This is a genomic window from Herbaspirillum sp. SJZ107 (assembly GCF_006715485.1).
GTDB lineage: Bacteria > Pseudomonadota > Gammaproteobacteria > Burkholderiales > Burkholderiaceae_D > Telluria.
In genome coordinates, this window is record NZ_VFNH01000004.1 from 543,433 (window position 1) to 557,732 (window position 14,300).

Annotated in this window: 10 protein-coding genes; 5 read left to right on the forward strand and 5 right to left on the reverse strand. The window is 64.2% G+C overall.

Annotated features, from left to right (window positions below; genetic code table 11):
- Nucleotides 1-374: 374 nt before the first annotated feature.
- Entirely contained in the window at nucleotides 375-704 is a 330-nt protein-coding gene (locus FBX97_RS25305; protein WP_141837920.1) for a hypothetical protein, read from the reverse strand.
- 85 nt (nucleotides 705-789) lie between these two features.
- On the opposite strand from FBX97_RS25305, the gene FBX97_RS25310 reads away from it, so the two are divergent.
- Together FBX97_RS25310 and FBX97_RS25315 are read left to right on the forward strand one after the other, a co-directional pair.
- Entirely contained in the window at nucleotides 790-987 is a 198-nt protein-coding gene (locus FBX97_RS25310; protein ID WP_141837922.1) for a hypothetical protein, read from the forward strand.
- Between the two features lie 435 nt (nucleotides 988-1,422).
- The gene (locus tag FBX97_RS25315; RefSeq protein ID WP_141837924.1) at nucleotides 1,423-2,004 is read left to right on the forward strand and encodes a hypothetical protein; all 582 of its coding nucleotides are present in this window, start codon (nucleotides 1,423-1,425) and stop codon (nucleotides 2,002-2,004) included.
- 220 nt (nucleotides 2,005-2,224) lie between these two features.
- On the opposite strand, the gene FBX97_RS25320 is transcribed toward FBX97_RS25315, so the two are convergent.
- The gene (locus FBX97_RS25320) at nucleotides 2,225-2,476 is read right to left on the reverse strand and encodes a hypothetical protein (RefSeq protein ID WP_141837926.1); all 252 of its coding nucleotides are present in this window, start codon (nucleotides 2,474-2,476) and stop codon (nucleotides 2,225-2,227) included.
- 294 nt (nucleotides 2,477-2,770) lie between these two features.
- On the opposite strand from FBX97_RS25320, the gene FBX97_RS25325 reads away from it, so the two are divergent.
- Nucleotides 2,771-5,002: a heparinase II/III family protein gene (locus FBX97_RS25325; protein WP_141837928.1), complete on the forward strand. Its 2,232-nt coding sequence runs from the start codon at nucleotides 2,771-2,773 to the stop codon at nucleotides 5,000-5,002.
- Between the two features lie 279 nt (nucleotides 5,003-5,281).
- Here the strand turns inward: FBX97_RS25325 and FBX97_RS25330 are convergent, their stop codons facing one another.
- Both FBX97_RS25330 and ftsZ read right to left on the reverse strand, forming a co-directional pair.
- Nucleotides 5,282-5,953 (reverse strand): HAD family hydrolase, encoded by a 672-nt coding sequence (locus tag FBX97_RS25330; protein WP_141837930.1) that lies wholly within the window; start codon nucleotides 5,951-5,953, stop codon nucleotides 5,282-5,284.
- A 110-nt stretch (nucleotides 5,954-6,063) separates the two neighbouring features.
- Entirely contained in the window at nucleotides 6,064-7,143 is a 1,080-nt protein-coding gene (gene ftsZ / locus FBX97_RS25335) for a cell division protein FtsZ (protein ID WP_141837931.1), read from the reverse strand.
- Between the two features lie 570 nt (nucleotides 7,144-7,713).
- Here ftsZ and FBX97_RS25340 point away from each other — a divergent pair.
- Entirely contained in the window at nucleotides 7,714-10,587 is a 2,874-nt protein-coding gene (locus FBX97_RS25340) for a caspase family protein (protein ID WP_185748747.1), read from the forward strand.
- Between the two features lie 6 nt (nucleotides 10,588-10,593).
- Entirely contained in the window at nucleotides 10,594-12,522 is a 1,929-nt protein-coding gene (locus tag FBX97_RS25345; protein WP_141837933.1) for a peptidase M4, read from the forward strand.
- Here the strand turns inward: FBX97_RS25345 and FBX97_RS25350 are convergent.
- Nucleotides 12,519-14,195, reverse strand: coding sequence for an AMP-binding protein (locus FBX97_RS25350; RefSeq protein ID WP_141837935.1), 1,677 nt, complete (start codon nucleotides 14,193-14,195; stop codon nucleotides 12,519-12,521). The two genes, FBX97_RS25345 and FBX97_RS25350, sit on opposite strands and share 4 nt — an antisense overlap.
- Nucleotides 14,196-14,300: the final 105 nt, after the last annotated feature.

The following is a 14,300-nucleotide window of genomic DNA, read 5'->3' on the forward strand; positions in this document are numbered from 1 at the left end:
ACGGTTTTGTTAGGCGCTCTAAGCCGACTCCCGCAACGCCAACCCCACCCGTAAACCGCTTGCGATAAACCCCCGCATCGGCATCATCCAGCCGCGCCTGCAAGCACTCCATTGCCGCCAAACCATAGCCGCCACATCCTGCCTGAAGGTAGTCAGCGGGAGAGACAAGTAGGCCGAAATCGGCAAGTTATCATGCCCAACAATGGCAAGATCTTTGCCCGGCGCCAGACCGAATCGCCGGCAGGCGACATGGCCCCGATCGCAAGCCTGTCGGTGCCGCAGACCAGGGCGGTAACGCCATCCTGGCGCCACGCGCCGCCGGCCAGCCAGTCGAGCACATGGCGGAATGCGAACGCTTCGAAATCCGAGGATGGCTATGTGCTGGCAGGCACGAGATGCGGCGCCATGCCAGCTTCCGCCGTCGTCTCCAGGTAGCCCGCAAGCCTTTCCTCCGGTGGCGGATGCGCGACCGGCGGCGCGCCCAGGTAGGCGGGGCGATGACCGCGGCCCAGCAGGTAGCGGGTGAGTATCGCCATGCTCTGCCGGTTGTCGTTCATCACATAATTGCAGTCTGCATGCACATAGCTGTCCAGGTACACGATGCGCATCTCCTGCTCCAGCCGCAACAGCAGGTCCACCTTGACGGCACGGTCCTCGCCCGCGTGCTGGGCCGAACCCATCATCGCCATGCCGGTCTGGCGCATTGGGAGTGCAAGACGTTCCGTCTCACATCTTTTTGAACCCGATGTCGTCGAGGCCAACGCGCGTCGCGTAGCAGAGCGACCCGAGATGATGAAACTATGGCGTCGTACCGTCGAGCACCCATTCGGCACCGTCAAGCACGAGATCTTGCGTAACGCGCGCTTGCTCAAGCGTGGATTATCAGAGGCGAAAGGTGAGCTGAGTTTATCGGTTCTTGCTTACAACCTGAAACGCCTGACCAACTGGAAAGGCATCGATTGGACCCTGGCCGCGCTTCGAGCCTGAGGTATTTTCTCCTTCAAAAGCAGATGCCCCGCTTTCGCGGGGCATCTTTTTTACTGCTCGGGCCTTTGCAGACTAATTTACACAGTTTGTTCGGCGAGCTTTTTTTCGAGCATAACCGGTCTTACCATGGCCGGCTCGGCCAGTTCAGGATCTGTACTCGTTCCGGCAGCGCGACGGGTCGTCGGTTCTCCCGCAACAAGCGATCAGGTAACGCCGCCGGAACTGTTGTGTCGTGGCGAACATAGGCTCGCATTGTGTTCGTCACGAGCGAACACAGTTGGGGGAAATTCAATACTTTCAATGGTTTGGAGCGCGTTCCCGCTCTGCGCCTTACACCTGGCATGGGCATTGCAATGATGGAGGCGTGAACCGAAAGATTCACACGCCGCCGACAAGGCAAACCTGACCCATATTCAACCCTGATGGAGAATTGCCATGACTACCCTTACGATCAAAAACTTGGTCAAGACCATGATCGCACTCACGGCTGTGCTTGCCCTGCCGGCCACTTCGTCGGCGGCCGGACTCGACAATTTCCATGGCGTGGCCATGGCGGCCTGCGTTCCGACGGGCCAGACGTCCGCCCAGTCGGTCCTGTTCAATTCGGCCGGCGAGGCCTCGTTTCGCGACGGGGGTTACGGCGAGATTATCCTGACCTGCGCCATCCCGAGCACGCTCAGCCGGATCACCAAGATGACGGTGAGGTACAAGGATGACGGGCTCCGCGGTGCGGGTTCGCAAGTCGTGACCGCGTTGAGGCAAAAGAAATATGTTTTTAACGGGATTAGTGAGGGCGTGGACTCCGCTCCCTCGACGATTGCCGAGGCAGATAGCGATGCGTTCGTCCCTCCGGTCGCGTCTCCGCAGGGGTACAGGGACTACCAAAAGAATGTTCTCCCGACCAACGGCACGCTGACCTTCGATCACCGCCAGTTCTTCTATTACATACAGGTCAACATGCGCCGGCCGGCTGGGACCACCGGCCCAGTCACCGTGGCATACGTCACGCTGTTCTAGGCACGCTGCGTTTTATTCCCAGTTGAGTTCGTTTGGACATCACATCGTCGCGCAGTGCACCCCACGCATGGACGGCCTGCAGGCCGCCCTCGATCCGCCCCCCGGGTGCATCCCAATGAACGAAAAAGGCCGCCTGGAAAGCGGCCTTGTGTTTGAAGCAGCATGGACCGGCTATCGCCCTCCAGCCAGTTGCAAGCGCGGCGTCAGGATCGTGCGCGCTTCACTTCGTACCGGTTGCGGGTGCGGCTGCCGGCGGCGTGGTGCTAGCCGCCGCGTTGGCAGCTGCCTGCTTCTTCTTGGCGGAATGGTGGCCGATCGCGCACCCGATGGCCGCACCGGCGACGCCATGCTTGCCGGCGACGTGGCCCGCCACGCCACCCGCGACAGCGCCTTTGCCGCAGCCCGCGCTGGCGCTGCCTGCTGCGAACATCAAGGCTGCAGAGACGACGGCAAGTTTGCATTTCGTATTCATGACATTTCTCCTGGAGTGGGGTGAAAATCCAGCTTAGGTACCCGGTCGGGGCCGCACTGTACGCCGCTTAACGTAGTCCCGGCATCGTCACTCACATTACCAAATCGTAATCCCGGACTCGAGGTCAGCCTGATGTCCGCTACCCCGGGTAGCGGCGCGCGCCGTGAACATACGCTCATAGGCCTGAAGCGGCCGCTAGCCGAACCATTCGTTTGGAGAGGTGTCAATGAGAGGTGGCAGCAACCCATCACGAACGCACGCCCGGTCACTGCAGTGCGACTTGTGGAGATCGACATGAGAGCGCATCGGACCGCAATCGTCCTTGCGGCGGCCCTGTCGTCGCTGCTGTGGCCGTTGGGTGCCCAGGCCGACTGGGCGCAATCGTCCGACCCGCTTGTCGTTCGAACGAACCCGTCCAACGGCGAGGAGCAGCTGCAGAACCCGCCTACCTTCACCTGGGCCCGCTACCCGGGCGGTGCGACCCGCTATGAGATCCAGATCGTAGCGGAGGGGGCTTCGCCGATCGGCGTGACCGTGGACCGCACCTGGTACCTGCCGCCCAAGTCCCTGGCCCGAGGCCATTACACCTGGCGTGTGCGCCCGGCCGGCTCGACGGAGTGGTCGGGGGCGCGCGCATTCTCCATCACCGACAAGTCGACCACGTTCGAGGTGCCGGACAATGCCACGCTGCGTACGCGCATCCTCGACAAGGCCCGGCCGCGTTCGCTGCCGCCGTCGTTCACGCAGTACGCCGCCTGGAGCGCGCCGAAAAAGAATGACCTGGACCCCTACCTCAGCCGATTGGTCAACGAAGTCAAGCTGCAGACAGCGGCACTGCCCGACCTCAGCGACGAACGCTGGCCGCTCGTGATCAATGCGCCGCTGACTGCGGCCATGGCTGCCCAGCAGAGGGAAATCGCCCACCGCATCGACGAAGCATCGCGCCAGCTGGAAGCGGCAACCATCCTGTGGCGCCTGAAGAAGAATCCGGACCACCTGAAAGAGGCATGCAAGCGCGGCGACCAGTTGGCCGCCCTGAGCCCCTCGGGCCCGACCAGCTATGCCAACCAGGACCAGGCGACACGCCAGATCGCGCTGGCACTGGTGAAGGCGGCCGACCTGTTGGCCGGCGACCTGGACGCAGGCCGCAAGGCGCGCTGGCTGAAGATCGTGAGCGTGCGCGGCGCCGACATGTTCAGCGACCTGGCCGCCGACGGCGGGCGCCTCGACCAGCACCCCTTCGATTCGCACGGCACGACGCTGCTGGCCTACATGGCCGTGATCTCGACGCTGGCGCTGGGGGACGTGCCGGACGCGCGGAAGTGGTTCGACTTCGCGTTCCGGGATTATGTCGCGGCGCCCGAACCCTGGTCAGGGCAGGAGGGCGGCTACGCCAACGGCACTGCGTACGCCGAATACGCAGCCGCTTACATGCTCGTGCTGTGGGATCCCTTGCGCCAGGTGACCGGCGTGAACATGTACGCGAAGCCGTGGACGGCGGGCTTCATGGACTTCCTCATCGCGTTCGTCCCGCCGGGCGCGCCCTTGCACGCCTTCGGCGATGGTTCCGACACCAAGCCCGATTTCCGTGTGCTGCGGGCTTTTGCGAATCGCGTGGCGTCGCCGCATGCCGCCTGGTATGCCGACAAGCTGACGGCGCTGGACGACGCCCTGTCCGTACTCGAGGCGCCTTACCCGATGCCGGTGGCGGCAAGCAGGCGCAAGGCCGCGCCGCCGAACGCGGCCGGATTCCAGAGCATCGGCTGGGTCGCAATGCACAGCGACATCGGCTCGAGCGGGGACATGTCGTTCTACTTCAAGTCCAGTCCGTACGGTTCGTTCAACCACAGCCACGGCGACCAGAACGGCATGCTGCTGACGGTTGCCGGCCAGCCCCTGCTGGTCGAGGCCGGCTGGTACGACTGGTACGGTTCGCCGCTGTGGACCGACTGGTACCGCCAGACCAAAGCGCAGAACGCCGTCACCTTCGATGGCGGCAAGGGGCAGCTGGTAAGCGGCTACCGCGAACAGTTGCAGCGCAACGGCAGCATCGTCCAGTTCTCGCCACGCCCGGACCACGACTATGCAGAAGGTGACGCGACCCCGGCCTATGGCGGCCAGCTGACGCAGGCCCGGGGCCAGGTCGTCTACCTCCATGGTCCGAACGCGATCGTGGTGCGCGACAAACTGTCGTCTTCAGCCCCGCACACCTACGAGTTCAACGTGCATGCCCCTGGCATGATGAAAGTCGAGAGCCCGTCGAGCGTGAAAATCGCAGCCGGACGGCAGTCGGTCTGCCTGCGCGACTTGAACGGCAACGCCCCGTTCGCGAAGTGGAGCGGACCACCGCCGAAAAAGGGCGTGACGGAAGACCATGGCGCGTTCTACCTGAAGGCCGATGGCGGGTCGGTGGCGGAATTCCTGGTGCTGCTGGACATCGGCTGCAAGCGTCCGCGCGTGACCGTCGGTGAATCCGGCAACCGCCGCACGGTGAAGGTAGGCGGACAAGTTTTCGAGTTCGGTTGACACGACAGCAGCGGCCTCTCGGTACGGGGCACAATTTGGCAAAAAAAACTCTGCCATAACAGTAGCAGGCTTTGCAGCGGCCTGCAGTTGCGGAGATGGGATCAACCTCACCTCAAGCATTCGCAGATCATGGTGCTGCACTGGTCTGCGTCACCCAGTTTTGGAACCCCACGCTACTTTGCAACCTTGCGAGGGTAGGAGGACCACTGAGACATGCGCGTGTCTGACAAAGCCCGCCGATTACCAAGCCGAGAAGAATGTCGAAATTTGCCTTCTAGTTCAGCCGGCCAGTGACGCGTCGGTCCAGTGACGCAACAATGTCGCCGGATCATCAAAGATGACTGCCGCATCGGAAAAAGCCGCATCGTCCCAGTACCCGCCGCAGCGCAGTGCAATGCCCTTGACCCCGGCCGCCTTGGCCGCCGCCATGTCGTAGGGCGTGTCGCCGACCATCACGGCCTCGGTGGGATGCACGCCAGCCTTCCGCAAGGCAACTTCGATGATGTCACCGTCGGGTTTGGACGCCTTTACCTCATCGGAGGAGACTGCCGTGTCGAGCAAGTCCTGTAAGTCGGCCTGCGCAAGCAACGCCGGCAGCTCTTCGCCACTGGATGAAGCAATCACCAGACGTAGACCTTCGGACCGCAGGCGTTGCACCAGCTCTCTGGCGCCGGGTGTAGGTTTCAGGTTCGGGATGAAGCTGTTCAGCAATAACTGCGTGCGGTCGTGCGTAATCTGTTTCGCAAGGGCCGAGTCCGACTCGATGCCGAGCAGCTCAGCGAAAACCTTGTCGGATCCCTCGCCGATCAAGCGCCTGATCGTCTCGTAGCTGACAGAGTGGCCGTGCCGTTGCAGGGTTTGCATCCATGCGCGCGTGTGCGCATCGTTGCTGTCAATGAGCGTGCCGTCGATGTCAAAAAAAACGGCTTTCAGCGCGGTTTTATTCATCATATGAATGTAATAGGAAGGAATGTTGGCTCTTGATTTTGATGGTAACCGAACTGCCCTGTGCGCACGAGGGCAGCCGGTGCAAAAGCGCCATGCCTTTTTCTCGACCCGAGCTAGCGCGAAGTCGACCCGGTACGCACCTCATGCTGCCCCAACGTCGACCTGACTCCCGCTTGGCGCAGCACCGACTGCGGCTGGTTCAAAGGCCGCGACAGCGCCGACCGCCGTCCGACAGCAAAGTCGCTAGGACGATTCAAGCCCGTGGCCACCACGGTCACCCGCATCGCATCGCCCAGCGTATCGTCGAACACCGCGCCGAACTTGATGATGGCATCGTCGCTGGTCTGGGCACAGATCGTGTCCATCACCAGCCGGGTTTCACGCAGTTTCAGGCTTTCCTCGGAGGCGGCGATGTTGACCAGCAGCCCGCGCGCAGCGCGCAGATTCGAGCCGTCGAGCAGGGGACAGGAGATGGCTTCCTCGGCCGCCTTGACGGCGCGGTCCTCGCCCTCGTGCTGGGCCGAGCCCATCATCGCCATGCCGGTCTGGCGCATCACGGTGCGCACGTCTTCGAAATCGACGTTGACCATGCCGGGCACGGTGATGATGTCGGCGATGCCGGTCACCGCCTTGGACAGCACCTCGTCGGCGGCGGCGAAAGCCCCCTTTTGCGTGATGTCGTCGCCCAGGACTTCTTCGAGGCGGCTGTTGAGGACGATGACGAGCGAGTCGACGCAGCGCGCCAGCACCGCGATGCCTTCTTCAGCCACGCGCATGCGGCGCGGGCCTTCGAACTGGAAGGGCTTCGACACCACGCCGACGGTCAGGATGCCCAGCTCGCGCGCCACTTCGGCGACCACGGGCGCGGCGCCGGTGCCGGTGCCGCCGCCCATGCCGGCGGTAAGGAAGACCATGTCGGCGCCCTTGAGCGCGTCGGCGATGGCGCTGCGTTCGTGCGTGGCGCTTTCGCGCCCGGCGACCGGGTCGCTGCCGGCGCCGAGGCCGCTCTCGCCCAGCTGGATCCGTTTTTCGGTACGGGTGTTCGACAGCGCCTGCGCGTCCGTATTGGCGCAAATGAATTCGAAGGCGGACAGTCCGGAGGACGCCATGTGGCTGACGGCATTGCCGCCGGCCCCGCCTATGCCGATGATTTTGATGACCGTTTGCGGTTGGGGAACATTAGTGTCGGACAAGGAAGACTCCGTTTGAAGAAAAAGCGATCGGCCCGCCGTGAGGCGCCGTCACGAGCCTGGCTGGTACCGAGCCCATTAGATTACTTGCTGAGCCGCACACGCGAAAGTGTGTAAAAGTTTCAATCGAAACCTTTTGTAAGAGCGCGTGCAATCCTGGCGAATGCGTGCATCGCATGCGTAAAGCCGTCGTACCAGAGCGGAAGAGATGCTTGCGTCAATGTATGCCGGTCAAAGTTTCGTTGACGTAGAGAGATTTTGTTTCATCGCATGAGCGCAAATAGCAAAATTTTTTGACAAACCGTTGCTTTTATTGAAGGTTTCGATTTTTCGCAATCTTTAGTGTGTCATCCGTCAAAAATGGGCACAGAATGATGTGGCTCGCAGTAGACCGCTGTCTATTGAAGATGTGTGGTCACTGAATGTGTTCCGCATCGTCTCCGGTCAAGCCAACCGGCGATGGTCACCTTGTGAAGGATTACCATGCGCCCCTCTTTCAAAAAAGTGAGCTTGGATCAATTCTCCGCGTTGCTCGCCCGCTTTCCGTTCTCGCGCTCCATCAACGCCGTCCACATGCACCATACATGGCGCCCCGACCACCATGGATTCAAGGGGGAAGACACGATCGTTGCGATGTGGCGCTATCACACCGAGCACAATGGCTGGAGCGATATCGCCCAGCACATCACCATCGATCCGAACGGCGAGATCTGGCTGGGACGCGACTGGAACAAGCCGCCGGCGAGCGCCAGGGGTTTCAACGGCGACGATCGGGCCGGTCCGTTCATGTTCGAGATGATCGGGGACTTCGACGTCGGCGCCGACCCGTTCGGCGGCAAGCAGCGCGCCACTGCGGTCGGCGTCGTCGCGATGCTGCAGCAGGCCTTCGACTTGCCGCTGGCGACGCTGAAATTCCATAACATGATGTCGGGGAAGACGTGCCCGGGCGACAGCATCGACTATGAGCGGATGCTGGACGACGTCATGCGCAAGCGCCGCGAGATGGGACAGGCGCGTCGGGCCTTGCCCGAGAACGAGCCGCCGTTTCATGCCGATTCCCTGGCAGCCAACGCGATCATCACGGACTTGCTCGAGGATATGCAGAGCCGGGAGAGCGGCGTGATGGCCGCCTTCGAGGCCGATGCCGACGCCTGCACCCATCACCCTCGGCATCACGAGGAGGCCGGGGCGCGCGCGGCTTACGCCGGCCAGGGCCGGCGCGAAGCGGTGCCGCTGCGCCAGCCCGACCTCAGGCCGCACCTGGTCAACCTGTCGATGGGAGAACTGTCGGGCAGCGGACAATGGACCACCACCCGCCAGGATGTCGAGGCGATCTTCTCGGAACACCTGCCGCGCGCGCTGGAGCGCGCCCAGGCTGCGCAGCGGCCCCTGCGCCTGATGTTCCAGGCCCACGGGGGCCTGAACGACGAGGCGGCCGGACTGGCGATTGCCCGCAAGAGCGTCGCATGGTGGCTCGACAACGACATCTACCCCATCTATTTTGTCTGGGAGACGGGCCTGTTCGAAAGTGTCGGGCAACTGCTGCAGCGGGCGATCTCCGGCAAGCGCGACTTCGCCGACTATACGAGCGACCCGCTGATCCAGGAAACGGTGCGCTTTCTCGGCGGACCCAAGATCTGGGGCGTGATGAAGCAGAATGCCCGCACCGCGTCCTCGCCGGACACCCTGAGCGAGACGCGCCAGGTGCAGCCGGGACGCGAGGGCGGCGCCTACCTCGTCGCGCAGCAGCTTGCGGCGTTCTGCAAACGCTACGGCGACGCCGTGGAACTGCATGCCGTCGGCCATAGCGCGGGTGCGATCTTCCATTCCTGGTTCATCCCCTGCGCGCTCGACCTGGGCGTGCCCGCGTTCCGCTCGCTCCACCTGATGGCGCCTGCGGTGCGGGTCGATTTGTTCAAGGAGAAGCTTGCACTTCTGGTCGGCGATCGCGGCGGCATCCGCGATCTGACCGTGTACACCATGAAGGAGGCGCTCGAGGCACGCGACAACTGCGCCGGGATCTACAACAAATCGCTGCTGTACCTGATCTTCCATGCACTCGAGCCGCAGCGCAAGACGCCGATTCTCGGTCTCGAGGAAAGCCTGCGCGCCGACGCCGACTTGAGCCGCCTGTTCGGCTTGAGCGGTGGACAGGGCAGGGCCGAGGTGATCTGGTCGCAGACGCCGCCGGGGATGGTGGACAGTGCCAGCCGATCGACGACGCACGGCGGCTTCGACGACGACCGCGCCACCATGGGCAGCATCGCCCGCCGCATCCTGAACCGGGGCGACGACGGGACCATCGTCGACTATCCTTCTGCCGGAGCCGCGGACCGCGGCCTTGCGCAAGCACCGGCCGCGCCGACGCTGAGCGACATGCTGAAGCAGGACCGGCGCAGCGACGACATCCGGATCGACGAACGGCGTGGCACCAGGCGGGCGCTGTGCGTGGGTATCAATGCCTACCCCACGCAGCCGCTGGCGGGATGCCTGGCGGATGTCGAATCCTGGCGCAAAGCCCTGGACGGCGCCGGCTTTGCGGTAACGCGCCTGCTCGACCAGCAGGCCACGCGCGACAACATCATTGGCCAGCTGAAGCAGATGATCGCAGAAAGCCGCGCGGGCGACGTCATCGTGTTCCAGTATGCGGGACATGGCACGGAGATGCCGGACCTGAACCACGACGAGGAAGTGGACGGCAAGGACCAGGCCATCGTCCCTTACGACTACCAGACCGGCGCATTCCTGCTGGACGACGAACTTGGCGAGATCTACGCGGGCGTGCCCGCCGGCGTCAACCTGACGTGTTTCATGGATTGCTGCCACTCGGGGGATAACCGGCGCCTCTTCATCGCCGAAGGCGACCAGCGCCAGCGCTTCATGCCGCCGACACAGGCAATGATCGATGCGTTTCTCGACTATCGCAAACATGTGGTCGGCGACGCCGGCGCTGCCCGTGCCTTCGCGGCTGCCGCGGAACCGAAGGTGACCTACGAGGTGAGCTTCGCCGCCTGCGCCCGGAACGAATCCGCGTGGGAGAGCCAGGGCCAGGGCGAGTTCACTGCCCGCGCCACCAGAATACTGGAGACCGCCGGCGCCAGACTCACCAACGGCGCCTTCATCGAGCAGGTGCGGGCCGGCTTCGGCAAGACGCCGCGCCAGCATGTCCAGCTCGATGCCAGCTCCCGCACTGCGGCGAAGCGGCCTTTCCTGCAGCCGCTGCCGCAACCGTCAGCCGCGCGGCCCGAGCGCGCAGCCGTGCCGGCACCCGGCCCGTCGCCCATACCCGATGCCGGCGAGCTGCTCGGCGTGTTGCGCAGCGTCGAGCGCCTGCTGCAGCAAGTCCAGCTGCAACAGACGTCGACGGGCGACATGCAGCGTCCGAATGGCGGTATTCAGCATCCGCCGCCGCAATCGCTGCAGTCGGGCGGGCCGCAGAACCGGTGACGAAGCATGGCTACTGGTCAGCAACAGCTCGACAGCTCGACCCCGCAGGCCACGGCTGCGCAGGCGCAAAGCCGCGACGGCACGGGCGGCTTGCCGCCGCCCGTGCATGGCCCGCCGAGCGTCGAGGGCGACGGGCTGGGCGTGCGCTTCCAGGTGGCCGCGTCGGTCACGCGCGCCATTGCCAGGCCGTTCGCGCGCAAGGCCGGCGACCCCCTGTATCGCCCGCTGAAGGTGTATACCAGCGATCCCGCCGCATCGCGGATGGAAGCGGCGGTCACCCTGATCAATGTGCCTTATGAGCCGCTGGCGCCGGGGCCCGAGGGCAGCCTGTTCAAGGTCGACAGCCAGGATCCGCAGCAGAATGGCCGTTACCAGCCGGCCGACCTGAACGAGCACTTCGTCCTGATGTCCGGCGGCTATACGCCATCGCCTTCCGAGCCGCGCTTTCATCAGCAAATGGTGTACGCCGTATGCAGCAGCGTGTACGCCGTCTTTCGCAGCGCGCTCGGACGCCACGTCGCCTGGGGATTCCGCCGCGAGGACGATCCGACCCGGCTGGCGCTGCGTCCCTTCGCGGCCAAGGGGAAAAATGCCTGGTACGACAAGGAGGAAGGCGCCCTGTGTTTCGGCTATGACGTCGCGCCCCTGGGCAGCGTCGGCGGCCGCACGCTCCCCGGCGGCTACGTCTTCACCTGCCTGTCGCACGACATCGTCGCGCACGAAGTGACGCACGCGCTGCTGGACGGCTTGCGCGCCCAGTTCAGCGTGCCCACCGGGCCCGATGTCGCCGCCTTTCACGAAGGCTTTGCCGACCTGATCGCGATATTCCAGCGTCTCAGCTATCGCGAACTGGTCAAGACGGCCCTGCGCAAGGCACGCGGCCGCCTCGACCAGGCGCCGCTGCTGACCGAACTTGCCAGCCAGCTGGGGCATGTGCTCGAACTGGATGCGGCGCTGCGCAGCGCGCTGTCGAAAGAACCGCCGGAACAGTACGACGCCGGCGCCGAGCCGCACCAGTCCGGCCGTGTCCTGCTGTGTGCCATCTTCGAGGCCTACCTCACCATTTTCCAGCGCAAGACGGCGCCTTTCCTGCGTCTTGCCAGTAACGGCACGGGGATATGCCCGCCGGGCGAGCTGCCGGCCGACCTGACCGAACTCCTCGCGCATGCGGCCAGTTCGCTGGCCGGCCATTTCCAGGCGCTGATGATCCGGGCGGTCGACTATTGCCCGCCGGTGGACATCACCCTCGGCGAATTCCTGCGCGCGCTGGTCACGGCAGACTACGACCTGGTCCCCGACGATCCCTGGGGATACCGCGAGGCCTTGATCGACGCCTTTTCCAGGCGCGCGATCTATCCGCGCCACGTGCCCACGCTGGCCGAGGATGCGCTGCTGTGGCGCGCCCCGCGGCGCGTGATGCCGCCGGTGATCGCGCTGGATGCGGCGCACCTGGTGTTCGATTGCGACATGGCCTGCGGTGCGACGCCGGCCGAGCTGACCCGGCAGGCCCGGGCGCTGGGCGAATTCGCCACCCGGCCCGAGCACCTGCAGGAATTCGGCTTGCTGTCTGGCAGCGAAGCCGAAGCACTCGGGGGCAGGGCCGAGCTGCCGGTGGTGGCGTCGGTGCGGATCGCCCGCCGTGCCGGTCCGGATGGCCAGATCGTCAACGACCTGGTCGCGGAGATCACCCAGCAGGTGATGATGCAGCCGGGGGCCGGCAAGGCGGACTATGCACTCGTCGGCGGGACCACCGTCATCCTGGGACCGAACGGGGAGATACGCTACCTGATCTCGAAAAGTGCAGTCGGCAGCGAACGCATTCAGCGGCGGCGCGCCTTCCTGGACTCGATACAGGGACGCCAGTTCTGGCAGCTGCGCGGTACGGCCTACCAGGAAAAGCGGCCCCTGTACGAGGCCTTGCATGCCGGGACCTAGCGCAGGCCGAGATCGCTCGCCAGCTGCTCGCGCAGCACGTACTTCTGGATCTTGCCGGTCACAGTCATGGGAAAGCCCGACACGAAGCGGATATAGCGCGGCACCTTGTAGTGGGCGATCTGCCCCTGGCAAAAGGTGCGGATCTCCGCCTCGTCGGCAAGCGCCCCGGGCCGCAAAATGATACAGGCACACAGCTCTTCCCCATATTTACTGTCCGGCACCCCGACACACTGCACGTCCAGCACCTTGGGATGCCGGTACAGGAATTCCTCGATCTCGCGCGGATAGATGTTCTCGCCACCCCGTATGACCATATCCTTGCTGCGCCCGACGATGGCGGCAAACCCGTTCTTGTCGATGACGGCCAGGTCGCCGGTATGCATCCAGCGGCTGCGGTCGATCGTTTCCCGCGTCTTGTCGTCGTCGCCCCAATACCCCAGCATCACCGAGTAGCCACGCGTCAGCAGCTCGCCCTTGACGCCGCGCGGCACGATGCGTCCCTCCGCATCGACGATCTTCACTTCCAGGTGCGGATGGACGCGGCCGATCGTCGTGACGCGCAGTTCGACCGGGTCGTCGACCGAGCTCTGGAACGACACCGGCGAGGTTTCGGTCATGCCGTAAGCGATCGTGATTTCGTGCATGTGCATCTTCTCGATCACGCGGCTCATCACCTCGGCGGGGCAGGGCGACCCAGCCATGATCCCGGTGCGCAGCGTCGACAGGTCGTAGCCGGCGAAATCCGGCTGGTCGAGGATCGCGATGAACATGGTCGGCACGCCGTGCAGCGCCGTGCAGCGTTCCGCCTGGACCGTCTGCAGCACGGCTTGCGGATCGAAGCCTTCGCCGGGATACACCATCGCGGCGCCGTGGGTGACGCACGCCAGGTTGCCCAGCACCATGCCGAAGCAGTGATACAGCGGCACCGGGATGCAAAGCCGGTCGCGGCTGCTCAGCTTCATCGCCTCGCCGATGAAGAAGCCGTTGTTGAGGATGTTGTGGTGGCTGAGCGTGGCGCCCTTCGGTGCGCCCGTGGTGCCGGAGGTGAACTGGATATTCACCGGATCGTCGAACTGCACGCGCGCCTCGACCTGGGCCAGACGATCGAGCGACCCGGCGCCCGGCGGCACCAGCAGGCTGGCGAAATTCAGCATCCCGGGCGTGCGGTCGCTACCCAGGCGGATCACATGCCGCAGATGCGGCAGGCGTGCCGACTGCAATGCGCCCGGCGCGGCGTCGCGGATTTCCGGCGCCACGTCCTGCAGCATGTCGATGTAATTGCTGGACTTGAAGGCGGGCGCCAGGATCAGCGCGCTGCATTGCACCTTGTCGAGTACGTATTCGAGTTCGGCACGGCGGTAGGCCGGATTGATGTTCACCATGATCAGGCCGGCACGCGCGGTGGCGAACTGGACCAACACCCATTCGGCGCAGTTCTGCGCCCAGATGCCGACCCGGGCGCCGGGCGCGAGTCCCAGCTCCAGCAGGGCCGCGGCCAGCCAGGTCACCTTTTCGTCGAATTCGCGGTAGGTCCACCGGATATTCTGGTAGGGCACGACGAGCGCGTCCCTGTCGCCGTATTCTGCCGCGATGGATGCCAGATAGGGGCCGATTGCCTGTCCGATGAGCGGTATGTCGTGCGCGCCGTGCACGTAGCTCGCTTGCTGTTCCATGGGATGTCTCCGTTATTGTCGTTCGAGGGCATACACGGCACAGAATACTGTATTGACAGGACGTCCAGATTACCGGACGAGTAGAATATTGAAACCTTTTCGACT

Excerpts from the sequence above, each read along its gene's own strand:
- FBX97_RS25305 (WP_141837920.1), bottom strand. The coding sequence starts at position 704 with ATGCGCCAGACCGGCATGGCGATGATGGGTTCGGCCCAGCACGCGGGC.
- FBX97_RS25310 (WP_141837922.1), top strand. The coding sequence starts at position 790 with ATGATGAAACTATGGCGTCGTACCGTCGAGCACCCATTCGGCACCGTC.
- FBX97_RS25315 (WP_141837924.1), top strand. The coding sequence starts at position 1,423 with ATGACTACCCTTACGATCAAAAACTTGGTCAAGACCATGATCGCACTC.
- FBX97_RS25320 (WP_141837926.1), bottom strand. The coding sequence starts at position 2,476 with ATGAATACGAAATGCAAACTTGCCGTCGTCTCTGCAGCCTTGATGTTC.
- FBX97_RS25325 (WP_141837928.1), top strand. The coding sequence starts at position 2,771 with ATGAGAGCGCATCGGACCGCAATCGTCCTTGCGGCGGCCCTGTCGTCG.
- FBX97_RS25330 (WP_141837930.1), bottom strand. The coding sequence starts at position 5,953 with ATGATGAATAAAACCGCGCTGAAAGCCGTTTTTTTTGACATCGACGGC.
- FBX97_RS25340 (WP_185748747.1), top strand. The coding sequence starts at position 7,714 with ATGCACCATACATGGCGCCCCGACCACCATGGATTCAAGGGGGAAGAC.
- FBX97_RS25345 (WP_141837933.1), top strand. The coding sequence starts at position 10,594 with ATGGCTACTGGTCAGCAACAGCTCGACAGCTCGACCCCGCAGGCCACG.
- FBX97_RS25350 (WP_141837935.1), bottom strand. The coding sequence starts at position 14,195 with ATGGAACAGCAAGCGAGCTACGTGCACGGCGCGCACGACATACCGCTC.